This window comes from Leucobacter denitrificans (genome assembly GCF_014396385.1).
GTDB classification, from domain to species: Bacteria; Actinomycetota; Actinomycetes; order Actinomycetales; family Microbacteriaceae; genus Leucobacter; species Leucobacter denitrificans.
The window spans coordinates 2,134,831-2,157,742 of sequence record NZ_CP060716.1 but is presented as its reverse complement, the minus strand read 5'-3'; the positions used below and the strand labels follow the sequence as shown (position 1 = coordinate 2,157,742).

Sequence of the window (22,912 nt, the reverse complement as noted above, 5' to 3'; positions counted from 1 at the left end):
ATACGTCCTTGGATTCTTTCTGTGTTTGGTGGTTGTTGTTTGCGCGCCGTTATCCGCGCACCGCCATCGCGGTGACAAGCTCGTACACGACGTGGCTCGCCGCAACAGCAGTGATCTGGGCATGGTCGTATGCCGGGGCGACTTCCACGACATCCGCGCCCACGATGTTGAGGTCTGCAAGGCCCCGAATCATTCGCAGGAGTTCGCGGCTTGTAAGACCGCCCGCCTCTGGCGTTCCTGTGCCCGGTGCGTGCGATGGGTCGAGCACATCGATGTCGATCGAGATATAGAGCGGTTTGCCCCCCACTCGATTGCGGATCCGCTCCAGCGTGGCAGGCACGCCGTTTTCCTCGACAAACTCAGTCGTCACGATCTGAAAGCCAAGCATCTCGTCATCTGCGAGGTCCTGCTTTCCATACAAAGGGCCGCGGATTCCGCCGTGCATCGACGCTGTCATGTCGATAAGGCCCTCTTCAGATGCGCGACGGAACGGGGTTCCGTGCGTGGTGGGCGCGCCGAAGTACGTGTCCCAGGTATCGAGGTGAGCGTCAAAGTGGAGCACCGCAACGGGACCGTGCTTCTTGTTAATCGCGCGGAGCAACGGGAGTGCGATTGTGTGGTCGCCACCGATGGTGACGATCTTGTCGACCTGCTCGCCGAGTTCGGTCGCAGCTGCTTCGATGCCATTGACAGCCTCTTCGAGGCTGAACGGATTTGCCGAAATGTCGCCGGCATCTACGACCTGCTTGAGTTCAAACGGCGAAGCGTCTTGGGCCGGGTTGTACGGGCGAAGAAGCCGCGAGGCCTCTCGAACGTGGGTTGGGCCGAACCGTGCACCGGGGCGGAAACTCACCCCTGTATCGAACGGCACTCCGACAATTGCGATATCGGCAGACGGCACGTCTTCGATGCGTGGAAGTTTCGCGAACGTCGCGATTCCGGCGTATCTCGGGGTGAGACTCGCATCGACGGGACCTTGAGGAGAATGTGCTGACACGTGTGCTCCAATGCGTGGTTGTTGCATGACAGTAAACTTTAGGTTATTCTTAGTAAACCTGTTGCCACTATATGCGACATTTGTCATTGCGGTCAATTACTTCGGAGCAACCGTGCGCGCCCTTAATCTCACCTCGAGCCCCTCAGAGATTCGCATCGGCGCAAAATTGCGCTCATCTCGTCTCGCTCAGAACCTCACCCTCGAGCAACTTGCGAAATCGACAGAACTTACTAAAGGGTTCATCAGTCGCATAGAGCGCGATGAGACGATGCCGAGTGTCCCCACTCTTGTGCAACTTTGTCAGGCACTTTCATTGCCGATCGGCGCGCTGTTCGAAGAGCCAGAGATCCACCACATACCGCTCGAGACCGCGCCTCGAATCAACATGGGAGGTACGGGTGCAGATGAGCGCCTGCTAACGCCTCGCTCAGCTGAATTGGTTCAAGTGCTGCGTTCAACAGTTGAGCCGCATGGCACAGGCGGTACTGAACTGTACACCGTGAATTGCGATGTTGAGTCTGTGCACCTCATTAGTGGCGACCTTACGCTTCGTTTCGCGAACCGTGAGATTGACCTAGCAGCTGGTGACACCACCACGTTTCCGGGTAGCACTCCGCACACCTGGGTTGCGGGCGCGGCGGGCGCTGAAATCATGTGGATCCTCGCCCCCGCCGCGTGGAGTGGCGCAGCGTAAATCGTTAATCGATGGGACGCGGGGTTCCCAACGAGGGGTGGCCTGAAGTCAAATACGAAGAGCTCGCATTCAACTCAGCTGATTCCTCGGCATCGCCCTCTACTCGAAACCGTGCAAGGTCTCGAACATTCTTTTGCACCGCGACTGCTGCGAAAAGGCTCATCGCGAATGCAATTCCATAGAACCCCTTTTCGCTCAGCAACAAGTTACCCGCATTCCATAAGCCAACTGCGAGAAGCAACAGCGAGCTCAGAACCGCGAACCATGCGATACCGAAATAGAGATTCGTCACTGGAAGCCCGTCTGTTTTGTCACGCACCGTTTTCTGAAGGGAAATCGCTGCGAAGAGACCAAACAGGAAAACAGCGAGGTAGTAGCCCTTCTCATTGAGTTGGAGGTCTGAGTTGTACAGGCCAATGAAATAGGTTGCCATTCCGATAAATAGTGCCACCCACGAGGCTCCGATAAATGCGGGCGTCGGCTTCTCTGGTGTTTCCTGCTTGTCATTCATGCTGGGTTCTCCTCATTCTCTGTCGTTCGTATTTGTATTTGAGCCCGTGCGTGAGACGCACCGACTCCGGCACTCGGGAACGCCATGTGAATGGGCGTTACCCGACCTCTAGTAACGGCAAAACCTCGGCCTGGTGGAAAGTCTGCGCGCTTCACCCGACCGAGTGATTCACGGAACGGAGTCTGGCTCTCGTTCTCATCAGGCTGCAGCGCAATCCCCCACCGAGACTGTTTCAGTGCGTTTAGCAATTCCCACACGCCACTAGCCATTCCCTGTTCGAACTCGAATATGACCAATACGCTCGTTCGGCGGGCAATTTTCGCCAGCGCAACAAGCGTTTCAAAGGCTTGGGTACCTTCAGACTCTGCCGACCCTTCGATGACGATGACGCCACGTTTGCCGGGGAGAGGGAAGATTTGATCAGATGCGAGATCAGGAGTGCGGGCGGGTTCGGAATCTCCTTCGCAATTCGGCTCTCCAATGGGCCCGACAAGCATCCCGTTTACACCCGCGGGAGGCGTTCCTCCCAACGCAATCACGAGTTCCCTTGCAAGTTCGTTGACCTCAGTTTCACCACGGGCAACCCGATCCCAAGTACCTCTCTGGATCAACCCGTCATTCGAAAATGTGAGCAACACTTTCTCCACCGCTTGCCCTTCGGCGAGAGACCATCGCTCGAACCCTTCGACACAACTCAAAACCGCTGTGGATTGTCCTGAACCCGCAGGGCCAGAAATGACGGCGAGCCCACTCGATAGCATCGGAACTGGCTCGAAGGTCCGTGTATTAATGCCACAGACAGGCTCGCCTCCAACATCGCTCGGAAGTGAGTCAATTGGAACAAGTTCTGGAGCATTGCAGACCTCAACAGCCGCTCTCACGTCGCTGTCGCGCAAAGACGCGGCAAGTTCCAGAAGCGCTTCCGCCTGGCCAGCAAGGTCAGGACGCTCCCCGAGTAGCGCAATGTGAATCTCTTCGTTGCTCCCCGCGAGTACCGCACGACCTGCAGGCGCGTTCTCGAACAATTCGCTGTCAACGCCTACTTGTGCATAATTGTGGGGATTGGCGAGGCGCAGAATAAATTGCTGCTGAATACTCGATGCCATCGTCACAGGAACTGACCCGGGTCGCTCAGCGGAGAGAACGACGTGTACACCAACCGATCGTCCAGTTGCCATGATCTCGCTCAGCATTTGGAATGGTTGGGCTGATCCACTAAGTGTTTCGGTAGCTTGTCGAAACGCACCAAAGCCGTCGATCAGGAGAAGGACTCGAGATTCCACCTCCCCTCCAGGTGTTCGTCGGAACTCCGCAAGCCCAGTTGCGTGAGCCGCTGCAAAACGCTGAGCACGTTCGGCGATCAGATCGAGTAGGTGCTGAAGTACACGACACACAAGTTCGATGTCAGTGAGTGATGCAATCGCGCCGACGGTGGGCAAAGACTCGAGTACCCCGAGTGCTCCGCCGGCTGCGTCAACGCCGTAAATCTCGACCGGAAATTTCTCGGCGTCTAGGCTCAGCGATGCAGCAAGCGTAATCAGAGCAAAGGTTTTTCCAACTCCACCCGTTCCGAGGAGGGCCACATTGCCAGACTCTTCGAGGTCGATCGAAACGGGGTTTTGAGATTGCGACGTTGGCTCATCACGTAGCCCAATTACAGCAGCATCGCTTAAATGTTCATCTTCAATTTCTGACGCATGTTGGGCTGCGAGCCATTTGGTTTCGCATAGGTCAATCTGATTTGGCAATGAATCCAGCCAGGGCCTTCGCGGGGCGGTGAGATGCAATAGGTTTGCTGCTTCGATAATTCCGTCGCGCAACTGCTCGATATCCCGCGGAACAGCCTGCTTTCGCTGTGCTTTGCGATCTTCTGGCGGGATCGCCCAAGCTTCACCCTCTGTGAAATTAAGTGAACGTATCTCAAGTTGAGCCTCAAAATTCGTGTATGCAGCACGGCCCCCGAGGTATCCGGTTTGGAAGTGACTTATTTTGTCCGGGCCAATCTTTATCGACCCGCGCCCGGGGGTCTCAGCACTAAAGAACGCCGCATCGGTCACCCCAATGACGTCGCTACTGTCTGCTTCATCCGCCATGCGCAAGGCAACGCGCAAATTGGTATTGGCTCTGAGATTATCTTTGATGACGCCCGCAGGGCGTTGCGTTGCCATGATGAGGTGCAACCCGAGCGAACGCCCGCGCTGCGCAATATCGATCACCCCGTCAACAAACTCAGGAACCTCATTCGCAAGGGCCGCAAACTCATCAATGACAATGACGAGCACTGGTGGCGCCGCTGAGTCCGACCGTCGTTCCATAGTGATGAGATCTTTTGCGCCGTGGTTTGCGAGCAGTTCTTCTCGATAGTGCAGTTCGGCACGCAACGAAGTGAGCGCGCGTTTCACCAGGTGCGAATTCAAGTCAGTGACGAGACCGACCGTGTGTGGAAGATCAGTACACTCTGCGAATGCGGCGCCACCCTTGTAGTCAACGAGTAAGAAATTTAGTCGCTCGGGACTTAGACGAGCAGCCATGCTCATGATCCAAGTCTGCAAAAACTCTGACTTGCCTGCTCCCGTCGTTCCGCCTACGAGAGCATGTGGCCCATGGGTGCGTAAGTCAACCGTTGCTGGACCGTCAACACCTTGTCCGACAACCGCAAGGAGTGAGACTGGCTCCCGTTCGTAGCCGGGAACCCAGTTCGACATGAGGGAGCCCGATGCTTCCCACGCACGCAGAATGGGCTGCGCTCCCCCGACCAGATCGGTTTGATGCAATTCGCGCAGGTGTACAGATTTAGGCAAATCGGTCTCGTCGAGCACTCGGGTGCTTGTATCTTCGACCGGCGCCAAACTGCGGGCGAGCGCAAATGCTTCTGTTGAATCCATCAGTGACAAGTAACGCAATGGAACTGTGGTTCCAGTTCTCACGAAGTTGACGCGCCCCTGTCCTTGCCAAAGTTCAAGATAGGTTCGGCATGCGCCAGGAACTTTCTTGTGATCAGGAGCAACCCATACGCAGTGGATCCCAACGTCTGGTCCGTGCTCGGCCAATGCAATGAGTCTCGACTGATCCACAAGCTCGTCTTCGAGTATGACGATAATCACGGAAGGGAGCACCGGCAGATTAGTCACCGCTTCACCTTGTGCTTCATCATTGCGCGTTTCCTCGCCTAGGTGCGAGCGAACTTTTCGCCCGCCGCTTGCCTGAGATAACCTCTGCTCAAGAAGGCCTTCGAGTGCAACAAGAAGCGCCATTGAACTCGATGAATCGTCAGTCAGTTGCCACGCTGAGATCGGACTTGAGACCGCATCAGTATGGGGCAACCACTTTAACCAGGCCCACCCCGGAACGTGCATCGGACTGCCGAAACAGGCAATTGCCAACTCGGCTGGCGAATGAAGCCCAGCGAGTTGAAGAATAAGCGATCTTGCCATACCTTCTACAAGTTCTTGCTCCCCAGTGATGCCAACGGATCCGCATCGATCGAACTGCTCCAGCACAGGCACCGGTTCGACATGGCCGAACTCAGCTACGAAACTATTCAGCAGATCCCACTGCTCACGTGCGGTTTCACCGCGAGGTGGAAGCGTCACTTCGGTGCGACTTGGGAGTGTTCCCTCGCCGAAACGAACTTGGAGAAATGCACTGTGTTCTGGTCTGCGAGTCCAGAGCAGGCTGCCACGCTCACGTATCGCCGCACCAATTTCTGCCATCGTTGGTGTTTCTCGGTCGCGCAGGGTGACCTCCTGCATTTTTAGCGCGGCAAGTTGTTCACGTTCGATAGCCATGCTTTCTTCGAAGCGTTTGAGCTCTTTACGCAGTTTTCGTTTCCTACCCAAGGTGTTATCAAGCCACGAGCCAATCATCATGAGTGGCGAGAATGCCACCATCATGAGGCTCATGGGTGATTGCGTGATCGCGAACATCGCCCCTCCGAGCAGCATCGGGGCGAGCATTGCGAGAACCGGAATTCTGTTAGGTGCAGCAGCAGCCGGTGGCGAGGGAAGCTCTCGCGTACTTGTCGTGAAGCTCGACGCCACCCTTGGAACCCTGGTGTGCATGACTTTGTGAGAGCGCGTCTGACTATGGGCGGCAGGTGGCCCGGGTGTCACTCGCAGGTCTACATCACCCAGAGAGACAATGCACGGCCGATCGATCCGCGCTGCGGCTACTGCTTCACCCTGAACTAGCGTCCCGTTCGCCGATCCCATGTCATGGAGCACAATTTCGGCACCGATTTCTATCGCTACATGACGTCGAGATACACAGCTATCACTGAGTTGAATTCGGCTTGCATCGTCGCGCCCAATAAGGTTCACTCCCGCGATAAGGCTGTATGAGACTCCGGCGTGCTTGCCAGAAAGCACTTCGACGTTACCGGCAACTTCGACGAGTCTGGAGCGCGAACTCCGTGCCCCAAATTCAAGCACTGGCTCTATGATCCATCCCGATTGGAGCCCCGATTCTCCAATCGGTGAGTCTGGGTCGAGAAGCATAGGAGGCGAATCAAAATGTGCACGCCCTTGCAGCGTCACCGGAGCAAGGCGACGCGAAGCGATCTCTTCGATTTGAGCATCACCCGTAACCCCCGCACGGATAAGGGATCGCGCTGTGTCGGCCACGGAAACAGTGACGTCACAAGACACCGTAATGTCATGATGCTGTTCTTGTGGCAGAGCTAAAGTCACTCTGAGCTTCATTGAATTACCTGGATCGAGTTGGGAAGCTTCCGAGTCTCATTTCGAAGCAAAGCACAGCAGCACGGGTCCGTCAGCTAAGTACTATTCGTGTCTAGCCGACGGACCACCGTGCGCCGCAGCTTCTCAGAAGCTCCCGAGCACAGGGCGTGCTCAGATCAGTGGTTCAAACGATTAGCTAATCTTGGCTGCGAGCTGAGAGTCCATGTCGCGCATCGCCGAGGCAGTCTGCGTGAGGAAGCTCTGAATCTCAGTCAGCTTCGCAACGACAGCGTTCGCGTTCGTCGTGTACTCCTGGAACGCTGCGTTGAACTTGCCTGAAGCTTGATCGGTCACGAAACCGGAAGACACCAGGTTGCCGATCTGCGCCTGCATCGCCTGCAGCTTCTGCGTGATCTCGTCACGCCCTACCCCGAGCTGTGTCGCCGACTGCTCGATCTCACCATATGAAACAGAAATATTCGCCACGAAGGGCTCCTTTCAGTAATACGCAGAGCCCCTGGTACGCGCCATATTATTCAGTAATTCATCACCGGAAATCCGATGATGTCCCGACGTTAACAGTTCCTCCACCGACACCTCAAATCCCTATTTTGATGCTGTGGATAACTTGACAAACGGCATATCAGAGGTCAGCGTAAGGATCGTCTTCGATTACCGGGTCGCTCCATTTTGGGAATGGAGTAAATACGCCCGGCACAGACTCCGAAACACCGAGCTTCTCGTCGGGTACTCGGTCGGCAATCGCATACAACAACCCCCTGTAGTCGCCCCAGAACAGGTAGCTTCGCGCAATCATGTTGTACTGCCCGCTAGCCTGCACCCAGTACTCCAGCATGTAGCCATCTCCGGTGTCTGCTCGCGCAATCAAGTGGTCTGTGCTTACCTCATTCAGGGAAACATCCCAGCCCTGGGACTCGAAGTAGTCAATGATCGGTTCGATATCTTCACGACCACCGGTCGCCCCGGGAACGTGAATATATCGTGCCATAGACAGGTAGTAGGAGTTTTCTGCGGTTGCTCCAGGAAGTTGATTTAGTGCAGTTTGGCCCGAAGAAGGAATCAGCATCTGTCCGCTCCACGTCCACGATTCGGAACTGACTTGAAGCTGAGCCTCTGTGAGTAATTGCTCAATTCGAGCCTGCCGCTCACCAAACAAATCAAACTGTTCATGAAGCGACATCTCCTCAACCTCGCCACGAGTCAACCCTCCGGCATCAGCCACACTCATCTTCACATCGACCTTCTCAGCACATGCAGCCATCCCGAGGGCAACCATGGCAGCGCCAAGCAACACGACGACACGAACCAGCCAACGTATGTGCATCATCAAAGGTCAGCGAAAGGGTCGTATTCGACTACCGGATCACTCCATTCCGGGAATGGAATAAATATGCCCGGCAAAGACTTTTTGATACCAAGTTTTTCATCCGGAACACGATCAGCAATCGCGTGTAACAACCCCTTGTAGTCGCCCCAGAATAAATAGGAAGACACTTCTAGGCTGTAATTTCCTGTGGGACGCACCACGTATTCGAGCACATACCCGTCGCCAGTGTCCGCTAGCGCCTCATAAAAGTTCTCTCTGACTTCGTTGAAGGAGACCTCCCAGCCTTGGGATTTGAAATATGAAACAACCGGATCAATATCGTCACGCGCCCCCACTGCCCCTTGAGGTTGGATCATGCGCGCGATCGAGAAATGGTACGAATTCTCACCATTCGCCCCCGGAAGTCCATTTCGCGCAGTCGAACCCGTGTGTGGGAGGGTCAATCCACTACCCCAGAACCACTCTCCTGAGCTCACCTGTAGTTGAACATCGGTAATCAATTGTTCAGCTCGGGCTCGCCGTTCACCGAACAGATCAAACTGCTCATGAAGCGACATTTCCTCAACCTCGCCACGCGTCAGTCTCCCAGCATCAGTAACACCCATTTTCACTTCAACCTCCTCGGCACACGCAGCTAGCCCAATGGTTATGACCAACACACTCACAATCACTGCCGCGCGGAACACTGCACGACCATACTCTCGTTTCATTTCAATTCCCCTGTTGCAAGTACATAACCCATTTGATTGACGGAACTGGTGCCTTTGGATTCGTATCCGACCTTGCCGCCCCAGTTCGTCCAGCCCAAGGAACCCTCCTCTGTAAACATGTCATGTGCTGTCGTTCGCTTCTCACCTTCACCGCCCTCGGCGGAGAACACATTTTCCTCCGGGATGATGTCACGTGGGTCTGTCTTCTTGTCGTTACCGAAGCCTCCCCAGGCATAACCGTCACCATCTGCACTCGTCGCGAATACGTTCTCGGTGTGAATCTGTTCGACAGTTGTTCCGTCTTTGATTCCTGCGGACCCATATGTGACCAGCGAGTCGATCGGATGCTTAGTCTCTTTCAGGGCCTCAACTGCCGTCGTCGAACCGTAGGAATGTGCGAACACCGCGAATTGTTCGACTGGACGATCCAGCGCAATACGACTTTCGCTAAATCCATCGATGAATGACGCAAGCTGTGTTTTTCCCGAGTCCGCACACTCCATCGACTGAGCACCACCGATCGTTGTTGGCGCGCGATAACCAATCCACGCGACCATCGCGAAGGATGAATTAGGATCGACCTTGCTCGCGGCTATCAATACTTCGTTTGAGCCATGCAAACTGCTACTAAAACTCGCAACGTTCGAGTCCTTCCCTGAAACGTTCACTCCAACTTTTGAGGCGTTGTCGAGATCACCGAGCGATATACCGGCGGTGAGCGCACCATCGTGACTCCCAAATCCAATAAGTTGCACTTTGAATTCTCCGGGAAGATCATCCGCGATGAGCTTCGCTTCGACGAGGGAGACGAGTAATGCTTTGGTCTGCTCTGTGAAGTCCTCAAGGCTCAGATGGCTACCCGAGAAACCCATCAACTCATACGCAACTTCGGGATTGTTGATGGCGAGTTTCAAGATTCTCCGCGAAGCAATGTCTTGCGCCCAAGCAGGCAGACCATTCGTGTGCGCAAGCGTTGCGAGCATATCGAGCGGCAGCCGTGACACTTCGGCGCGAGACAGATCCATCGTTGCCCAGTGAGCTGCCACCTCCTTCTCAGTGAGTTTTCCGCTGAGGATGGCTTGCATGTAGGGATTGAAGGCTTGATCATTCGGCGGCAGGATCGCATGCGAAAGTGCTTTCAGAACCGCAGGTTGATATCCACCTCCGCCCGACGACCGCAGCTGTGCACCGAGCGAAGTTCGCTCAAGTTTGGACACGAGCACTTGTTCAACACTCACTCGCTCGTCAATCAATCGCTTCCAAGATCGGCGTTGCTCTTCAATACGGCCGAGTGCGGAAGACCAAGCTAACGAGGCCGAAGTCCACTGCTCCGTATGCTGGCCGAGCGCGTACAACTGTGATGGTGAAAGATCAGTTACCGAGAGCGAAAGAGTGCCTGCGGGTGGCAACATTGCTGGCGCAGCGTCCCATCGCGAAGGGATAGCTGAGAGGGACAGGCCAAGACCATATGCAGCTAACTCCACTCGAGAAGATGCTGACACGATCACCGAGAGATCCTCGAGCACCTGATGAAGCACCCGGTTTGCCGACCGGTGAATATCTTCGGTAGCCATCGAGTATTCACCAAATGCATTCGCACCGAAGTTGAGCGATTGTTGGAGTTCACGCGCCCCCGAGATAAGCCGCATGTCGATTTGAGTACGCGCCTTGGTAATACTCATTCCACTCGACGACTGCAGGCCGTGCATCGCGCTTGCTGCAAACACAGAAAATTGAACAAATTCACTTGAGAGTCCTCGCAGAACAGTTGCGGCTGCCGAAGCTTCATCAGGTGAACCAACTACCGGGGATCGCTCGGGAAGCACGAGCTCTATTGGAGGCATTGCGACTGGCACTGTCACACCTCCGTGCTCGTGGGTATCACACCACGCATGAGTGTGTCGTCGAGATCTGCGGCCGCTTGTTTCACGCCCCGTATCGATTCCTCCGCAGAACTAGCGGCACCTTCTAATACCGCGATGCTGAGTTTCACAGAACTCATAAATGCGGCTATCGCATCGTTTGCTGCGGTATAGGTATCCGCGTGCTCCATGGGCAGAATTCGTGAGTGGGCTTCACTCGCCAACCCGCGGGCGCGGGAAGATAATACGGCAGCCTCATTTAGGCCATCAGAACGCAATCGCAAATCAACCATTGTGGGTCACCCCACTCACAGGCTTAGCCTGTCGGTGATTGCAATCAGAGTTCTGGGCTAAGTTGCCCCGCACCGCTACTTGCTCTTGGTAACGAGAGACGGCGTCAGAAACACCTGAGGTTCTAAAAAGAAAACAGCAATATTCGCCACGGGGGCTCCCTTCAGTTCTACGCAGAGCCCCTGGTACGCGCCATATTATTTAGAAACGCATCACCGTCAATCGCGATGATGACCCGACGTTAACAGGTCACACACCCAGCCAACAAATCGCTTCAACGATGGCTGTGGATAACCAGAGCACGAACTACGCTGCGACAACTCCCGCAAGCGTCTTCTTGCCACGACGAAGTACGGCGTATCGGCCGTGCAGCAGGTCGCCCGCCGCAAGCACCGCATCGTCTGCTTCAACCTTCGCGTTGTTCACGTAGACGCCACCCTGAGCAATCGCACGACGCGCCTCGCCGAGTCCCTTTACGAGCTCAGTATCAACGAGCAGTTGTGCAACACTCGACCCTTCCGCGCCTGTCGCGGTCGGAAGCTCCGAGAGCGCGGCCGCAAGTGTCGCCGCATCTAGGCCCGAGAGTTCGCCCTGGCCGAAGAGAGCGGCCGAGGCATCAATCGCTCCCTGAGTAGCTGCGGCTCCGTGCACAAGTGTCGTCACTTCGAGCGCAAGACGCTTTTGCGCGGCGCGACGGAATGGCTCTTCCTCTACCTGGCGCGCGTAGTCTTCAATCTCAGCCCGAGACATGAAGGTAAACACCTTGAGACGATCAATAACATCGGCGTCGGCCTGATTGAGCCAGAACTGGTAGAACGCGTACGGTGAGCACATCTCGGCATCGAGCCAGATCGCGTTACCCTCGCTCTTTCCAAACTTGGTTCCATCAGAGTTCGTGATGAGCGGTGTACCAATCGCGTGCGCGGAGACACCTTCGACCTTGCGAATGAGATCTGTACCACTCGTAAGGTTGCCCCACTGATCGCTGCCGCCTGACTGCAGCTTGCAGTCGTACTGGCGGTAGAGCTCAAGGAAGTCGAATCCCTGCAGAATCTGGTAGCTGAACTCGGTGTAGCTGATGCCCTCGTCTGAGTTCAGGCGAGCCGCCACCGCATCCTTCTTGAGCATAGTGCCCACGCGAAAATGCTTGCCTACCTCGCGCAGAAAGTCGATCGCCGAAAGCGGTGCCGTCCAGTCGAGATTGTTCACGATCCGCACGGAATTCTCGCCCTCGGTCGAGAGAAAGCGCGTCACCTGCGCTTGCAACTTGCCGACCCACTCGGCAACGGTCTCGCGACTGTTGAGTGTGCGCTCTGCGGTTGGTCGTGGGTCGCCGATGAGCCCCGTAGATCCACCGACGAGCCCGAGCGGCTTGTGACCCTTGAGCTGGATGCGACGCAACAGCAGCAGCTGCACGAGATTACCAAGGTGCAGGCTGGGTGCGGTCGGATCGAAGCCGCAATAGTACGTGAACGACTCACCCTCGAGCAGATTCGACAGCGCTTCTGCGTCTGTCGACACGTGCACGAGCCCGCGCCACTCCAGTTCCTCGAAAAGCGTAGAGAAACTGTCGTCGTTGCGCTGAGCTGCGAGAATTTCTGAGCGTTCATTACTTGCAGTCACGACTGGCAGTTTACCGTGGGTCGATCCACAACATGGCACCGAGCGAACACACCGATACGCTAATGCCACAACGACCCATTGTAAGAACTACACTGGCGCATAGAATTTGCTGCTTCACAACGGTGTTACGAGGAGATCGACGATGCATGCTCCGCCACAGGTGCTGCGCATTGGAATCGTCGAAGACCAACCGCCTTTTCGCGAAATGCTGCAGCATCTCCTCGGATCAGTACCCGGATTTCGCGTGCGAACTGCCAGCGAGGTTTCAGAAACCTCGGGTTGGAACGCCGAAGAACTCGACGTTGCTTTGCTCGATTTCGAACTGCCCGATGGTACGGGACTTGAGCTGGGGCGGCAGTTGCGAAGGGCCAACCCAGGGCTCGGCGTGGTGTTGCTGTCTGCGGTGGATCGCGCGAGCTCGCTCCTCGAGACCGAAGATCAAGAGCGGTGGAGCTACCTTTCAAAAACCTCGGCCACTTCGTCCGCTGACCTGGTGCGCACGATCCGCCTCGCCGCAAACGGTGGATCATTTATCGACCCGAGCGTTATTGCGCGCAGAACGCCGCGAACGGGAAGTCCACTCACTGCGCTGAGCACTCGGCAGTACTCGGTACTCACGCTCGTCGCGGAGGGCCTCACAAATCAGGCAATTTCTGAACGATTGGGAATCGCATTGAACTCGGTAAACAATCACGTCAATGCGATGTATTCGGCGCTGGGTGTGAACGACAAGACCCACAACCCACGCGTATCTGCCGTGCGCGCATTTTTACAGGACTCAGTGTGAGACCCGCCGCACCACCACAGAATGAGCATCACGCCGACCGAACACTGTTCCTAGCGTCGGTACTTCTAATCGGCGCAGTTTTCGCGATTGGTGTAACTGCTCAGTCAGTCATCGTGCTCGGGATCGATGCGGTGTCGATCGGGCAGCGAGAGGTCGCTCCCGGGTTTGACGTTGGCATCCGCATAGCGGTGAATCTTGTTTGCGTGGCGCTCCTCGCATTTGGTTCAACCTGGCTTCACTTGTTCAGCAGATCACTCGGCTCGTTCTTTTTGTTCGGCACGACTACTTCGTGCCTCGCCGCCGCGATTCGAACACTGCTCCAACTCACCATCGGCGTCTACGACGACCTCAGCACCGCACTCAGTGATGCTCTGATCACCGCGCCGGTCTGTGTAGTTGTGCTCCTCATCGCTCGAGCCCTCGTGATGCTGAATCGCAAGGCCCGAACTGCGGAACAGGCTCATCAGCGCGCGGCAATACGGGCGGCCGAGGCGCTCACCTCACTCCAACAGGAGGAATTGCGAGTTCGGCGCGAAGTAGCTGACGCACTTCACGGAACGATGCAGCAGCGCCTTGTGCTCCTGTCGACTGAACTTGAATCCATCGCTACCGATATCAAAGGCTTTGCACCCGAAACTGGTGTCTCCGAACCAACCGATTCCGACACACCGGCGAGTCGTATCCGGAGAGTACGGACTGAACTCGATTCGATGCGGGAAGAAGATCTTCGCACCCTCAGCGCCGCGCTCTACCCCGAGGCGCTCGACCGCGGTCTTATTCCAGCAACTCGCGCGCTCACTGCCCGAATTCCTGCATCGATCCCGGTGCAACTCTTCACTGAAGGCTTTCCGTCACCCGACAATCTCGATGCGTCGTCACGACTGCTTCTCGTCCGAGTGGCAGAGGAAGGCGTGACGAATGCGCTGAGACACGGCAAAGCTGCGAGCATTTCCATCGACCTCACGCATGACTCCGAATCTGGCAATCCCACATATGGCCTGAGCGTGCGTCACCGCGGTGTTCCGCCGAAGAAGCCGATCAACCTGAGCGGGCTAGCGCGGCTCAGGCGGCGTCTGACAGACCTCGGCGGTGATCTCCAGTTCGCGTCAGAAGACGACGGCGCTCGCTTAGTCGCGTGGATCCCTGAACCTCGCTAACGCCAATAGAAATAGGTGTCAGGCGAGTGCGATGGATCAACCCACCGCACTCGCGTCCCCCGACACCTACAGCCCCCATCCAAGAGAATATGGCTGCGATAGGTGTTCGTCGAATGGACTAGGTAGTTTTAACTAGTCAATCGTGTGACGCGATGGGCGCGGTCTAGCTCTTGAACTCTGCGATTCGCTCAGCGAGCGTTGCAAGCTGCTCGGCGACACGCACCGACGCTGTACCACCCGCGCCAATACGAGAGTTCACCGAGCCCTCGATGGTGAGAACTTCGCGCACACCCGGGGTCAGGTGCTCTGAGACCGACTGTAGTTCTTCGTCGCTCGGGTCGTGGAGCTCGATGCCGCGTTCTTCGCAATAACGCACGAGTTCTCCCGAAATCTCGTGTGCGTCACGGAAGATGACGCCCTGCTTCACGAGCCACTCTGCGACGTCGGTTGCGAGCGAGAAGCCCTGCGGTGCTAACTCTGCCATGCGCTCGGTATTAAAGGTCATTGTCGCGACCATGCCGGTGAAGGCCGGCAGGAGCACCTCGAGTTGCGAGATCGAGTCGAAGACCGGCTCCTTATCTTCCTGCAGATCGCGGTTGTACGCGAGTGGCTGGGCCTTCAGCGTGGCGAGCAGCCCAGTGAGGTTGCCGATAAGGCGCCCCGACTTGCCGCGCGCAAGCTCGGCTATGTCTGGATTCTTCTTCTGGGGCATGATGCTCGAGCCGGTCGAGTATCCGTCATGCAATCGCACGAACCCGAATTCCTTCGTGTTCCAAATGATGATCTCTTCGGCAAGACGCGAAACGTCAATGCCAATTTGCGCAGTGATGTAAGCAAATTCCGCAAACACATCACGAGCCGCAGTGCCATCAATCGAGTTCTCAAGTGGCTCACCAAGTCCCAGCTCGCTCGCAACGAGTCGCGGATCGAGCGCCAGCGACGATCCAGCCAACGCACCGCCCCCATAGGGCGACGCAGTGGTACGGATCTTCCAATCGCGAAGACGCTCAAGATCGCGAATGAGCGGCCATGCATGCGCGCCAAGGTGGTGCGCAAGGAGTATCGGTTGCGCGTGCTGCATGTGCGTGCGACCAGGGAGGATCGCACCCTCGTGGGAAACGGCCTGAGCGTGGAGGGCCTCCACGAGATCCACCACTAACTGGGCGATGTTCTCTGCGTGCTCGAGCAAATACATGCGGCCGAGCGCCGCAACCTGGTCATTGCGGCTGCGGCCCGCCCGAAGCTTGCCCCCGAGCTGCACCCCTGCGATCTCAATGAGGCCGCGCTCGAGCGCAGAGTGCACGTCTTCATCTTCTTCAGCAGCAACGAATCGACCATCAAAGACACGTGCCGAAAGCTCGTCGAGCGCGGCATGCATGTCAGTAAGTTCTTGCTCGGTAAGAAAGCCGGCCGCCGCGAGGGCCTTGGCGTGCGCCTTTGAGCCGCGAATGTCGTACTGTGCGAGAACCCAATCAAACTGCGTCGACTTGCTAATTGCTTGCAGCTCGGGCGACGGACCACTCGCAAAGCGGCCACCCCAAAGCGCCCCAGCTTCTGCCGCACGGTTACCGGTTTCAGTCATTACTTGCTCTCCTTCAACAACCAGGCCATGAGCGCCTTTTGTGCGTGCACGCGATTCTCCGCCTCATCCCAGACGACGCTTTGCGGGCCATCGATGACCTCCGGCGCAACCTCAAACTCTCGATACGCGGGGAGGCAGTGCAAGAAAATCGCGTCGCTCTTCGCCTCTGCCATAAGCTCTGGCGTTACCCGATACGCACCGAAGGTCGCGATGCGCTGCTCTTTCTCTGCTTCTTGACCCATCGACACCCAAGTGTCAGTGATGACCGTGTCTGCACCAGCGACTGATTCGACTGGATCAGTGAGAACCGTCACACTACCGCCGGTTTCGGCCGCAATTTGCGTCGCATCTTCGATGATGTCTGCGCGCGGGTGGTACCCCTCTGGGCCTGCGACACGAATGTGCATGCCCGCGGTCGCGAACCCGAGCAGGTACGAGTGGCCCATGTTGTTCGCAGCATCACCGAGATACGTTGCGGTGAGACCCTTGAGATCGCCCTTTTGCTCACGAATCGTCTGTAAGTCAGCGAGAATCTGGCAAGGGTGAAAGTCGTCGCTCAAGCTATTGATGACTGGCACGCTCGCATACTCGGCCATCTCTTCGAGGCCAGCGTGAGCAAATGTGCGCCACACAATCGTCGACACCATGCGCGAGAGCACTCTCGCGGTGTCAGCAATTGACTCCTTCGCGCCGAGCTGCGCCTCACCGGGGTTCACGATAATCGGGTTGCCGCCAAGATCGGCAATTCCAGAGGCGAAACTGAAGCGGGTGCGCGTCGATGTTTTGTCGAACAGCACTGCGACCGACTGTGGCCCCTCGAGGGGTCGCTCTCGGTAACGATCTGCCTTCATGCTCGCGGCAAGCTCGAGCACCTCGAGTTGCTCAGCGTGGGTAAGGTCGTCGTCTCTCAGAAAGTGCCTGGTCACTCAACCAGTCTAGCCGCCTGCCCAGACGAACTTTTTACGCTCGCTCGGCCACTCCGGCGATTGCCCACGGGCTGCGACTAGAGCGCTGCCCCTGCTTCAACCTCAACCTCTGCGGCCTGTGCCGCGGGTGCGAGTTCGAGAATGCGGTTGGTGCGAGCAAGCGACTCTTTTGCAGCCTCAGGTCGACTATTGAGGCCTTCACCGAGCGCAGGAACTTGCTGCTTGAACTTCTGCTCCCACTCGTTCGCATACTGCTCAGGGAAGCACTTCTCGAGCACACCGAGCATCGCGAATACTGCGGTAGAAGCTCCAGGTGAGGCACCCAGGAGACCAGCAATCGAGCCCTCAGCACCGGTGATAATCTCAGTGCCGAACTGCAGAATGCCGCCCTTTTCAGGGTCGTTCTTCATAACTTGCACGCGCTGACCGGCAGTGATCATCTCCCAGTCTTCCGACCTCGCGGTGGGCATGTACTGGCGCAGGCTTTCGAGCTGCTTCTCGCGGCTCGCAAACACCTCTGAGATTAGGTATTTCTCAAGTGCGAACTCAGTGAGACCAACTTTGATCATGGGCCCGATGTTGTGGGTGCGGATCGACAGCGGAAGGTCGAGCCACGAGCCCTTCTTCAAGAAGTTCGGGCTAAAGCCAGCGTATGGGCCGAACAGCAAGCTCTGCTCGCCGTCGATGATGCGGGTATCAAGGTGAGGCACCGACATGGGTGGGGCGCCGACTGCCGCCTTGCCGTACACCTTGGCCTGGTGAAGCTTCACAACCTCTGGGTTTGAAGTCTTCAAGAACTTGCCACTGATTGGGAACCCGCCGAAGCCCTTGATCTCGGGGATGCCCGAGGACTGCAGGAGCGATAGCGCTCCGCCACCGGCTCCAACGAACACGAACTTCGCCTTCATGAGCGAAGTGCCGTAGCCCGCGAGATTGCGCACGTGCACATCCCACGTTCCGTCGTCGTGACGCTTGAGCTTGGTCACTTCGTGCGCGAGGTTCAGCGTAGCGCCCTCGCGTTCGAGGTAATCGAACAGTTGGCGGGTGAGCGAACCAAAATCAACGTCGGTACCGCTTTCCGAGCGGGTTGCAGCAACCACCTCGTCTTTTGCACGGCGGTCGATGAGCAGCGGAGCCCACTCTGCGATCTGCTGCGGGTCGTCTGAAAACTCCATATCAGCGAACAGCGGCTCATCTTTGAGCAGTTCGAAGCGTCGACGCAGATAATCAACATTGTCTTCGCCAGAGACAAACGTCATGTGCGGAGTCGAGTTAATGAAACTCGATGGCTCGCCCAAAATGCCGCGCTCAATGAGTGTCGACCACCACTCGCGCGAAAGCTGGAACTGCTCGTTGATAGCCACCGCCTTGGCGGTAGACATAGAGCCATCTTTGCCCTCAGGCATGTAGTTGAGCTCACACAGGGCGGCGTGACCGGTGCCCGCGTTGTTCCAACCATTACTACTCTCGGTTGCTACCTCACCGCGAGATTCGAAGATTTCGATCGACCAATCAGGGCGAACCTGCTTGATGAGTGTTCCGAGCGTGGCACTCATGATGCCGCCGCCGATCAATACAACGTCTACCGTGTTCTTGCTCACGATCTCTTAGTCTACCTCCCCTTGTTCACGGCTTGGTTCAGGGTGACCCCACGGGTTGCCCGGCGGTGGATCGGCGCGCCTCCGCAAGCGTGCCGACAGAAGAATCGATGATGCTGCTATAGCCCAGCCGACGCGCCTCAGCAATGCGCTGTGTCCCTGAGGACACCGGGCGGATCTCACCCGCGAGACTCAACTCACCGAACGCAACGAGGTCGTGCGCAAGTGCTCGGTCGGACACAGCCGAAAGCACCGCTAGCGCTATCGCCAGATCTGCTCCCGGCTCGCTCAGCTTCACCCCGCCTACGGTTGAGACGTACACGTCTTGATCGTGCAGGCGCAGGCCAGCCCGGCGCTCAAGCACCGCGAGAATCATTGCTACGCGCGAGGCATCGACCCCGCTCGTGACCCGCCGAGGGTTCGGTGTCGCACTCTTCGCGACGAGCGCCTGAATTTCGACAGGCAATGCCCTTCGACCTTCCATCGCCACGGTTGCACAGGTGCCGCTTACCGGACTCGATCCACGGCTGAGGAACAACCCGCTCGGGTCTGCAACCTCGGCAATGCCCCCACCCGTCATCTCAAAACACCCGACCTCATCTGTGGGGCCGAAGCGATTTTTCAGGCTTCGCAAGAACCGCAGCGCAGTGTTTCGGTCGCCCTCAAAGTGACACACGACGTCGACAAGATGCTCGAGCAGCCTCGGCCCGGCTACCGACCCGTCTTTCGTCACGTGCCCGACCAACACCACCGGGATTGCCTGCTGCTTCGCAACCCGAATGAGCGCGGCAGCAACCTCGCGCACCTGCGAGGGGCCACCGGCAATGCCTTCGACCTGGTCACTCGCGAGCGTCTGCACCGAGTCGATGACAAGGAGCCCCGGTTGGGTGGCTTCGATGTGCCCGAGCACCGTCGCAAGGTCGGTCTCGCTCGCGAGGAAGAGTGTTTCTTCGAGTGCATTTGTGCGTTCGGCGCGCATACGGATTTGTCCGACTGACTCTTCGCCGCTCACATAGAGCACCCGTGCGCCGTGACGGGCAATGCGCGCAGCAACATCTAGTAACAGCGTCGATTTGCCGACGCCCGGCTCCCCCGACATAAGAATTGCGGCTCCCGGCACAATGCCACCACCAAGTACGCGGTCAAGCTCGGCAATGCCTGTCTGCCGGTGTTTCACCTCGTCGCCTGACACCTGGGTGATCGGGCGGGCCTCGCTGCCGACCTCAGGAGCACTCGGGCGCACAGTTCTCGCGAGTGTCGCCTTGGGTGCACCGCGCACCTCAACCGTGCCCCACTGTTGACACTCGCCGCAGCGGCCAACCCACTTCGCAGCCTGCCACCCGCACTCAGTGCAAACGTAGGTGCTTGTCGTTTTTGCCATGTGGTGAGCCTATATGGGACCTCGGACATTTCGAGATCCACCAATCGATTCGCTTATCGAGGAGTTCGATTCGCGCATCGAGCCCAAATCCCGTAAGCTTTTCCGCGGTGACGTGTCCGAGCGGCCGAAGGTGCAACACTCGAAATGTTGTGTGTAGTGACCCTGCACCGCGGGTTCAAATCCCGCCGTCACCGCCACAGAAAAACCCCCGTGATCCCAGCATTTGCAAGGGATCCGGGGGTTTTGCTTTGAACTTCGGGCCAGGTGCGAGCGTCAGGCGAAGTTTGAGCATCAGGCGCACCGACACGCCGGGCGGGGCTTCGTATGACGCTAGATTTTCGCCTGACGCTCAGTGGCGCGGGCGGCCTGCCCGCATGAAATGCGGGCAGGCCGTGCCAGAAGCAAGCGGCCTAGCGGAAGGCAGCCTCGCCGGTGAGCACCTGCCCAAGCACGAGTGTGTGCATCTCAACAGTGCCCTCATAGGTGAGCACAGACTCAAGGTTGTTCTGGTGGCGAATCACCGGGTACTCAAGCGAGATGCCGTTCGCACCGAGGATCGTGCGTGCGGTGCGGCAGATCTCAATCGCCTCGCGAACGTTGTTGAGCTTGCCAATCGAAACCTGTTCGGGGCGCAGCTGATCCGCATCCTTGCGGCGACCGAGGTGAACCGCAAGCAAGTAGCCCTTGATGTACTCGAGCGACATATCTGCGAGTTTTTGCTGGGTGAGCTGGAACGCACCGATCGGCTTGCCAAACTGCACGCGCTCCTGCGAGTAGCGGCGCGCGGCCTCCATGCTTGAGCGGGCCGCACCGAGTGAACCCCACACGATGCCGTAGCGTGCCTCGTTCAGGCACGAGAGCGGGCCCTTGAGTCCGCGGGCCTCAGGGAGCATAGCCGACTCAGGCAGGCGCACGCCGTCGAGCACGAGTTCACCGGTCGCCGATGCGCGCAATGAAAGCTTGTGCTTGATCTCGGGAGCCGAGAATCCCGGGGTGTCGGTCGGCACGACGAACCCACGAATTCCGTCGTCAGTCTGTGCCCACACGACGGCGACGTCAGCGTAGGGGGCGTTCGAGATCCACATCTTGCGGCCGTCGAGCACCCAGTCAGAACCATCGCGGCGAGCGCGGGTCTGCATGTTGCCGGGGTCTGACCCGACATCTGGCTCGGTGAGACCGAAGCAGCCGATTGCATCGCCCGCGGCCATGCGGGGCAACCATTCCTGCTTTTGTTCTTCTGAGCCCCAGCGCCAGATGGCGAACATCGCGAGTGACCCCTGCACAGAAACGAGCGAGCGAAGGCCTGAGTCGGTCGCCTCGATCTCGAGGCAAGCGACGCCGTACTCGGTCGCGCTCATGCCCGCGCAGCCGTAGCCCTCGAGGTGCATGCCGAGCACGCCAAGCGAGCCGAGTTCCTTGGTGAGTTCGCGAATGTTCGGGATACCGCCCTGTTCGAACCACTCTGCGATGTATGGCTCAGCAATCGAGTCGAGCGTCTGGCGAACGGCGCCGCGAATGGCCTTCTCGTCTTCGGTAAGCAGGTCGTCGAGGCCCGCGGGATCTGTCGGATCGAGCGCTGGCAGCTTGGTGGGGTCGAAGTGGCTCATTGTTCCTCCTGGTGTAGCCATGCGCGCACGGCATCGCTGTGCTCGCCGAGTCGTGGCGGCGCGTTGTATTGGGTAATTGGGGTATCAGAAAAGGTAATCGGGTTGCGAACTTGGGCGGGCTGGCCCTTACCGACCTCGACCAGTGGTTCGAGGCCAAGCTCTGTCGCGAGCGCGAAGCCATCGGCGATGGTGCCAACATTGCCTGCCGGCACACCAACGGCGAGAAACTTCTTCACCCAGGCACTGGCTTCATCGGCAGCGAGCCGCTCGGCAAGTACGACTGCGAGCTCGGGGCGATTCTGCACTCGCGCGGCATTCGTGGCAAAACGCTCATCATCAGCGAGCGATTCGTCACCGAGCACGGCAGCGAGTTTGCGAAACTGGCCGTCGTTTCCGCATGCGATCGCGATTGGGCCATCTGCACAAGGCAGCGACTCGTAGGGCGCGATCGAGGGATGCGCATTACCGAGACGACCAGGCGAGGTGCCGGTGGCAAGGAAGCTTGAGGCCTGATTCACGAGTGACGAGAGCAAACTTGAGAGCAGGTTGACCTCGACGTGCTGGCCTCGGCCCGTTGCGTTGCGCGCGTGCAGACCTGCAAGGATGCCGATCGTTGCGTCTTTGCCGGTGAGCACATCGACGAGCGCAACTCCCGACTTCATCGGGGTGCCGCCCGCGGAATCGGGGTCGCCAGTGATCGACATGAGGCCGCCCACGGCCTGCACGAGAAAGTCGTAGCCGGGCAGGTGTGCCCCGCCCCCGCTGCCGAACCCACTGATCGAGCAATACACGACCCCGGGGTTCGACTCATACACCTGCTCGAACCCGAGGTCGAAGCGGTTAAGGGCCCCGGGCCTGAAGTTTTCGATAAACACATCGGCGCGACGCGCAAGTTCTTTCGCGAGCTCGCGATCTTGTGGATCGCCTAAGTCGAGCGTCACCGACTCTTTATTGCGGTTGGCGCTCTCAAAATACGCAGCGCTGTTGTCTGTCCACGGTGGGCCCCACGCGCGGGTGTCATCTCCAGCCCCAGGCCGCTCGACCTTGATGACCCGAGCACCGAGATCCGCGAGCGTTGTTGTAGCGTACGGCCCCGCCAGCACGCGGCTGAAATCGGCAACGAGCACACCGTCGAGTGGGAGGGTCATAGATTCAGTCT

At 57.8% G+C, this 22,912-nt stretch carries 18 protein-coding genes and 1 tRNA gene; 4 read left to right on the top strand and 15 right to left on the bottom strand.

Annotated features, from left to right (window positions below):
* Positions 1–49: 49 nt before the first annotated feature.
* Positions 50–1,024, bottom strand: a complete 975-nt coding sequence (speB, locus tag H9L06_RS10390; RefSeq protein ID WP_187555098.1) for an agmatinase — start codon at positions 1,022–1,024, stop codon at positions 50–52.
* Here speB and H9L06_RS10385 point away from each other — a divergent pair.
* Positions 1,023–1,691 (top strand): helix-turn-helix transcriptional regulator, encoded by a 669-nt coding sequence (locus H9L06_RS10385; protein WP_223165198.1) that lies wholly within the window; start codon positions 1,023–1,025, stop codon positions 1,689–1,691. The two genes, speB and H9L06_RS10385, sit on opposite strands and share 2 nt — an antisense overlap.
* Positions 1,692–1,695: 4 nt before the next feature.
* Here the strand turns inward: H9L06_RS10385 and yiaA are convergent, their stop codons facing one another.
* The 8 genes from yiaA to tyrS all read right to left on the bottom strand — a co-directional run bounded on the left by yiaA (position 1,696) and on the right by tyrS (position 12,715).
* Positions 1,696–2,202: an inner membrane protein YiaA gene (yiaA, locus tag H9L06_RS10380; protein WP_187555097.1), complete on the bottom strand. Its 507-nt coding sequence runs from the start codon at positions 2,200–2,202 to the stop codon at positions 1,696–1,698.
* Positions 2,199–6,824, bottom strand: a complete 4,626-nt coding sequence (locus tag H9L06_RS10375) for a type VII secretion EssC family protein (protein WP_246454380.1) — start codon at positions 6,822–6,824, stop codon at positions 2,199–2,201. Before H9L06_RS10375 ends, yiaA begins: the two co-directional genes overlap by 4 nt.
* 249 nt (positions 6,825–7,073) lie before the next feature.
* Complete coding sequence (locus H9L06_RS10370; protein WP_187555095.1) at positions 7,074–7,367, bottom strand: WXG100 family type VII secretion target; 294 nt, start codon at positions 7,365–7,367, stop codon at positions 7,074–7,076.
* Between the two features lie 157 nt (positions 7,368–7,524).
* Positions 7,525–8,229: a hypothetical protein gene (locus H9L06_RS10365; protein ID WP_187555094.1), complete on the bottom strand. Its 705-nt coding sequence runs from the start codon at positions 8,227–8,229 to the stop codon at positions 7,525–7,527.
* Positions 8,229–8,939, bottom strand: a complete 711-nt coding sequence (locus tag H9L06_RS10360; protein ID WP_187555093.1) for a hypothetical protein — start codon at positions 8,937–8,939, stop codon at positions 8,229–8,231. The genes H9L06_RS10365 and H9L06_RS10360 overlap by 1 nt, the downstream gene beginning before the upstream one ends.
* The gene (locus tag H9L06_RS10355) at positions 8,936–10,801 is read right to left on the bottom strand and encodes an alpha/beta hydrolase (protein ID WP_187555092.1); all 1,866 of its coding nucleotides are present in this window, start codon (positions 10,799–10,801) and stop codon (positions 8,936–8,938) included. The genes H9L06_RS10360 and H9L06_RS10355 overlap by 4 nt, the downstream gene beginning before the upstream one ends.
* The gene (locus tag H9L06_RS10350; RefSeq protein WP_187555091.1) at positions 10,798–10,992 is read right to left on the bottom strand and encodes a hypothetical protein; all 195 of its coding nucleotides are present in this window, start codon (positions 10,990–10,992) and stop codon (positions 10,798–10,800) included. Before H9L06_RS10350 ends, H9L06_RS10355 begins: the two co-directional genes overlap by 4 nt.
* 406 nt (positions 10,993–11,398) lie before the next feature.
* On the bottom strand, positions 11,399–12,715 hold the full coding sequence (gene tyrS, locus H9L06_RS10345) for a tyrosine--tRNA ligase (protein ID WP_187555090.1): 1,317 nt from the start codon (positions 12,713–12,715) through the stop codon (positions 11,399–11,401).
* Positions 12,716–12,857: 142 nt separating this feature from the next.
* Between tyrS and H9L06_RS10340 the strand changes: the two genes are divergently transcribed.
* Together H9L06_RS10340 and H9L06_RS10335 are read left to right on the top strand one after the other, a co-directional pair.
* A complete protein-coding gene (locus tag H9L06_RS10340; RefSeq protein ID WP_187555089.1) occupies positions 12,858–13,502 on the top strand; it encodes a response regulator transcription factor in 645 nt (214 codons plus the stop codon).
* Complete coding sequence (locus tag H9L06_RS10335) at positions 13,499–14,659, top strand: sensor histidine kinase (protein ID WP_187555088.1); 1,161 nt, start codon at positions 13,499–13,501, stop codon at positions 14,657–14,659. Before H9L06_RS10340 ends, H9L06_RS10335 begins: the two co-directional genes overlap by 4 nt.
* Before the next feature lie 163 nt (positions 14,660–14,822).
* Here H9L06_RS10335 and argH read toward each other — a convergent pair whose 3' ends face one another.
* From argH to radA, 4 genes are all read right to left on the bottom strand, one after another.
* Complete coding sequence (gene argH / locus H9L06_RS10330; RefSeq protein ID WP_187555087.1) at positions 14,823–16,241, bottom strand: argininosuccinate lyase; 1,419 nt, start codon at positions 16,239–16,241, stop codon at positions 14,823–14,825.
* Positions 16,241–17,167 (bottom strand): ornithine carbamoyltransferase, encoded by a 927-nt coding sequence (gene argF, locus H9L06_RS10325; protein ID WP_187555086.1) that lies wholly within the window; start codon positions 17,165–17,167, stop codon positions 16,241–16,243. Before argF ends, argH begins: the two co-directional genes overlap by 1 nt.
* 77 nt (positions 17,168–17,244) lie before the next feature.
* The gene (gene mqo / locus H9L06_RS10320; RefSeq protein ID WP_246454547.1) at positions 17,245–18,723 is read right to left on the bottom strand and encodes a malate dehydrogenase (quinone); all 1,479 of its coding nucleotides are present in this window, start codon (positions 18,721–18,723) and stop codon (positions 17,245–17,247) included.
* Between the two features lie 82 nt (positions 18,724–18,805).
* The gene (gene radA / locus H9L06_RS10315; protein ID WP_187555084.1) at positions 18,806–20,146 is read right to left on the bottom strand and encodes a DNA repair protein RadA; all 1,341 of its coding nucleotides are present in this window, start codon (positions 20,144–20,146) and stop codon (positions 18,806–18,808) included.
* Positions 20,147–20,252: 106 nt separating this feature from the next.
* On the opposite strand from radA, the gene H9L06_RS10310 reads away from it, so the two are divergent.
* Positions 20,253–20,343: transfer RNA gene (locus H9L06_RS10310), tRNA-Ser, on the top strand.
* A 213-nt stretch (positions 20,344–20,556) separates the two neighbouring features.
* Here H9L06_RS10310 and H9L06_RS10305 read toward each other — a convergent pair.
* Positions 20,557–21,753 (bottom strand): acyl-CoA dehydrogenase family protein, encoded by a 1,197-nt coding sequence (locus tag H9L06_RS10305; RefSeq protein WP_187555083.1) that lies wholly within the window; start codon positions 21,751–21,753, stop codon positions 20,557–20,559.
* Positions 21,750–22,901 carry a CaiB/BaiF CoA transferase family protein gene (locus tag H9L06_RS10300; RefSeq protein WP_187555082.1) on the bottom strand — a complete coding sequence of 384 codons (1,152 nt, stop codon included), beginning with the start codon at positions 22,899–22,901 and terminating at the stop codon, positions 21,750–21,752. The genes H9L06_RS10305 and H9L06_RS10300 overlap by 4 nt, the downstream gene beginning before the upstream one ends.
* Positions 22,902–22,912: the final 11 nt, after the last annotated feature.

Bases quoted from the DNA above. Each gene is read 5' to 3' on its own strand.
- H9L06_RS10340 (WP_187555089.1), top strand. From the start codon at position 12,858: ATGCATGCTCCGCCACAGGTGCTGCGCATTGGAATCGTCGAAGACCAA.
- H9L06_RS10360 (WP_187555093.1), bottom strand. From the start codon at position 8,939: ATGAAACGAGAGTATGGTCGTGCAGTGTTCCGCGCGGCAGTGATTGTG.
- H9L06_RS10350 (WP_187555091.1), bottom strand. From the start codon at position 10,992: ATGGAGCACGCGGATACCTATACCGCAGCAAACGATGCGATAGCCGCA.
- radA (WP_187555084.1), bottom strand. From the start codon at position 20,146: ATGGCAAAAACGACAAGCACCTACGTTTGCACTGAGTGCGGGTGGCAG.
- H9L06_RS10385 (WP_223165198.1), top strand. From the start codon at position 1,023: ATGACAGTAAACTTTAGGTTATTCTTAGTAAACCTGTTGCCACTATAT.
- H9L06_RS10305 (WP_187555083.1), bottom strand. From the start codon at position 21,753: ATGAGCCACTTCGACCCCACCAAGCTGCCAGCGCTCGATCCGACAGAT.
- H9L06_RS10300 (WP_187555082.1), bottom strand. From the start codon at position 22,901: ATGACCCTCCCACTCGACGGTGTGCTCGTTGCCGATTTCAGCCGCGTG.
- speB (WP_187555098.1), bottom strand. From the start codon at position 1,024: ATGCAACAACCACGCATTGGAGCACACGTGTCAGCACATTCTCCTCAA.
- H9L06_RS10365 (WP_187555094.1), bottom strand. From the start codon at position 8,229: ATGATGCACATACGTTGGCTGGTTCGTGTCGTCGTGTTGCTTGGCGCT.
- mqo (WP_246454547.1), bottom strand. From the start codon at position 18,723: ATGAGTGCCACGCTCGGAACACTCATCAAGCAGGTTCGCCCTGATTGG.
- argH (WP_187555087.1), bottom strand. From the start codon at position 16,241: ATGACTGAAACCGGTAACCGTGCGGCAGAAGCTGGGGCGCTTTGGGGT.
- yiaA (WP_187555097.1), bottom strand. From the start codon at position 2,202: ATGAATGACAAGCAGGAAACACCAGAGAAGCCGACGCCCGCATTTATC.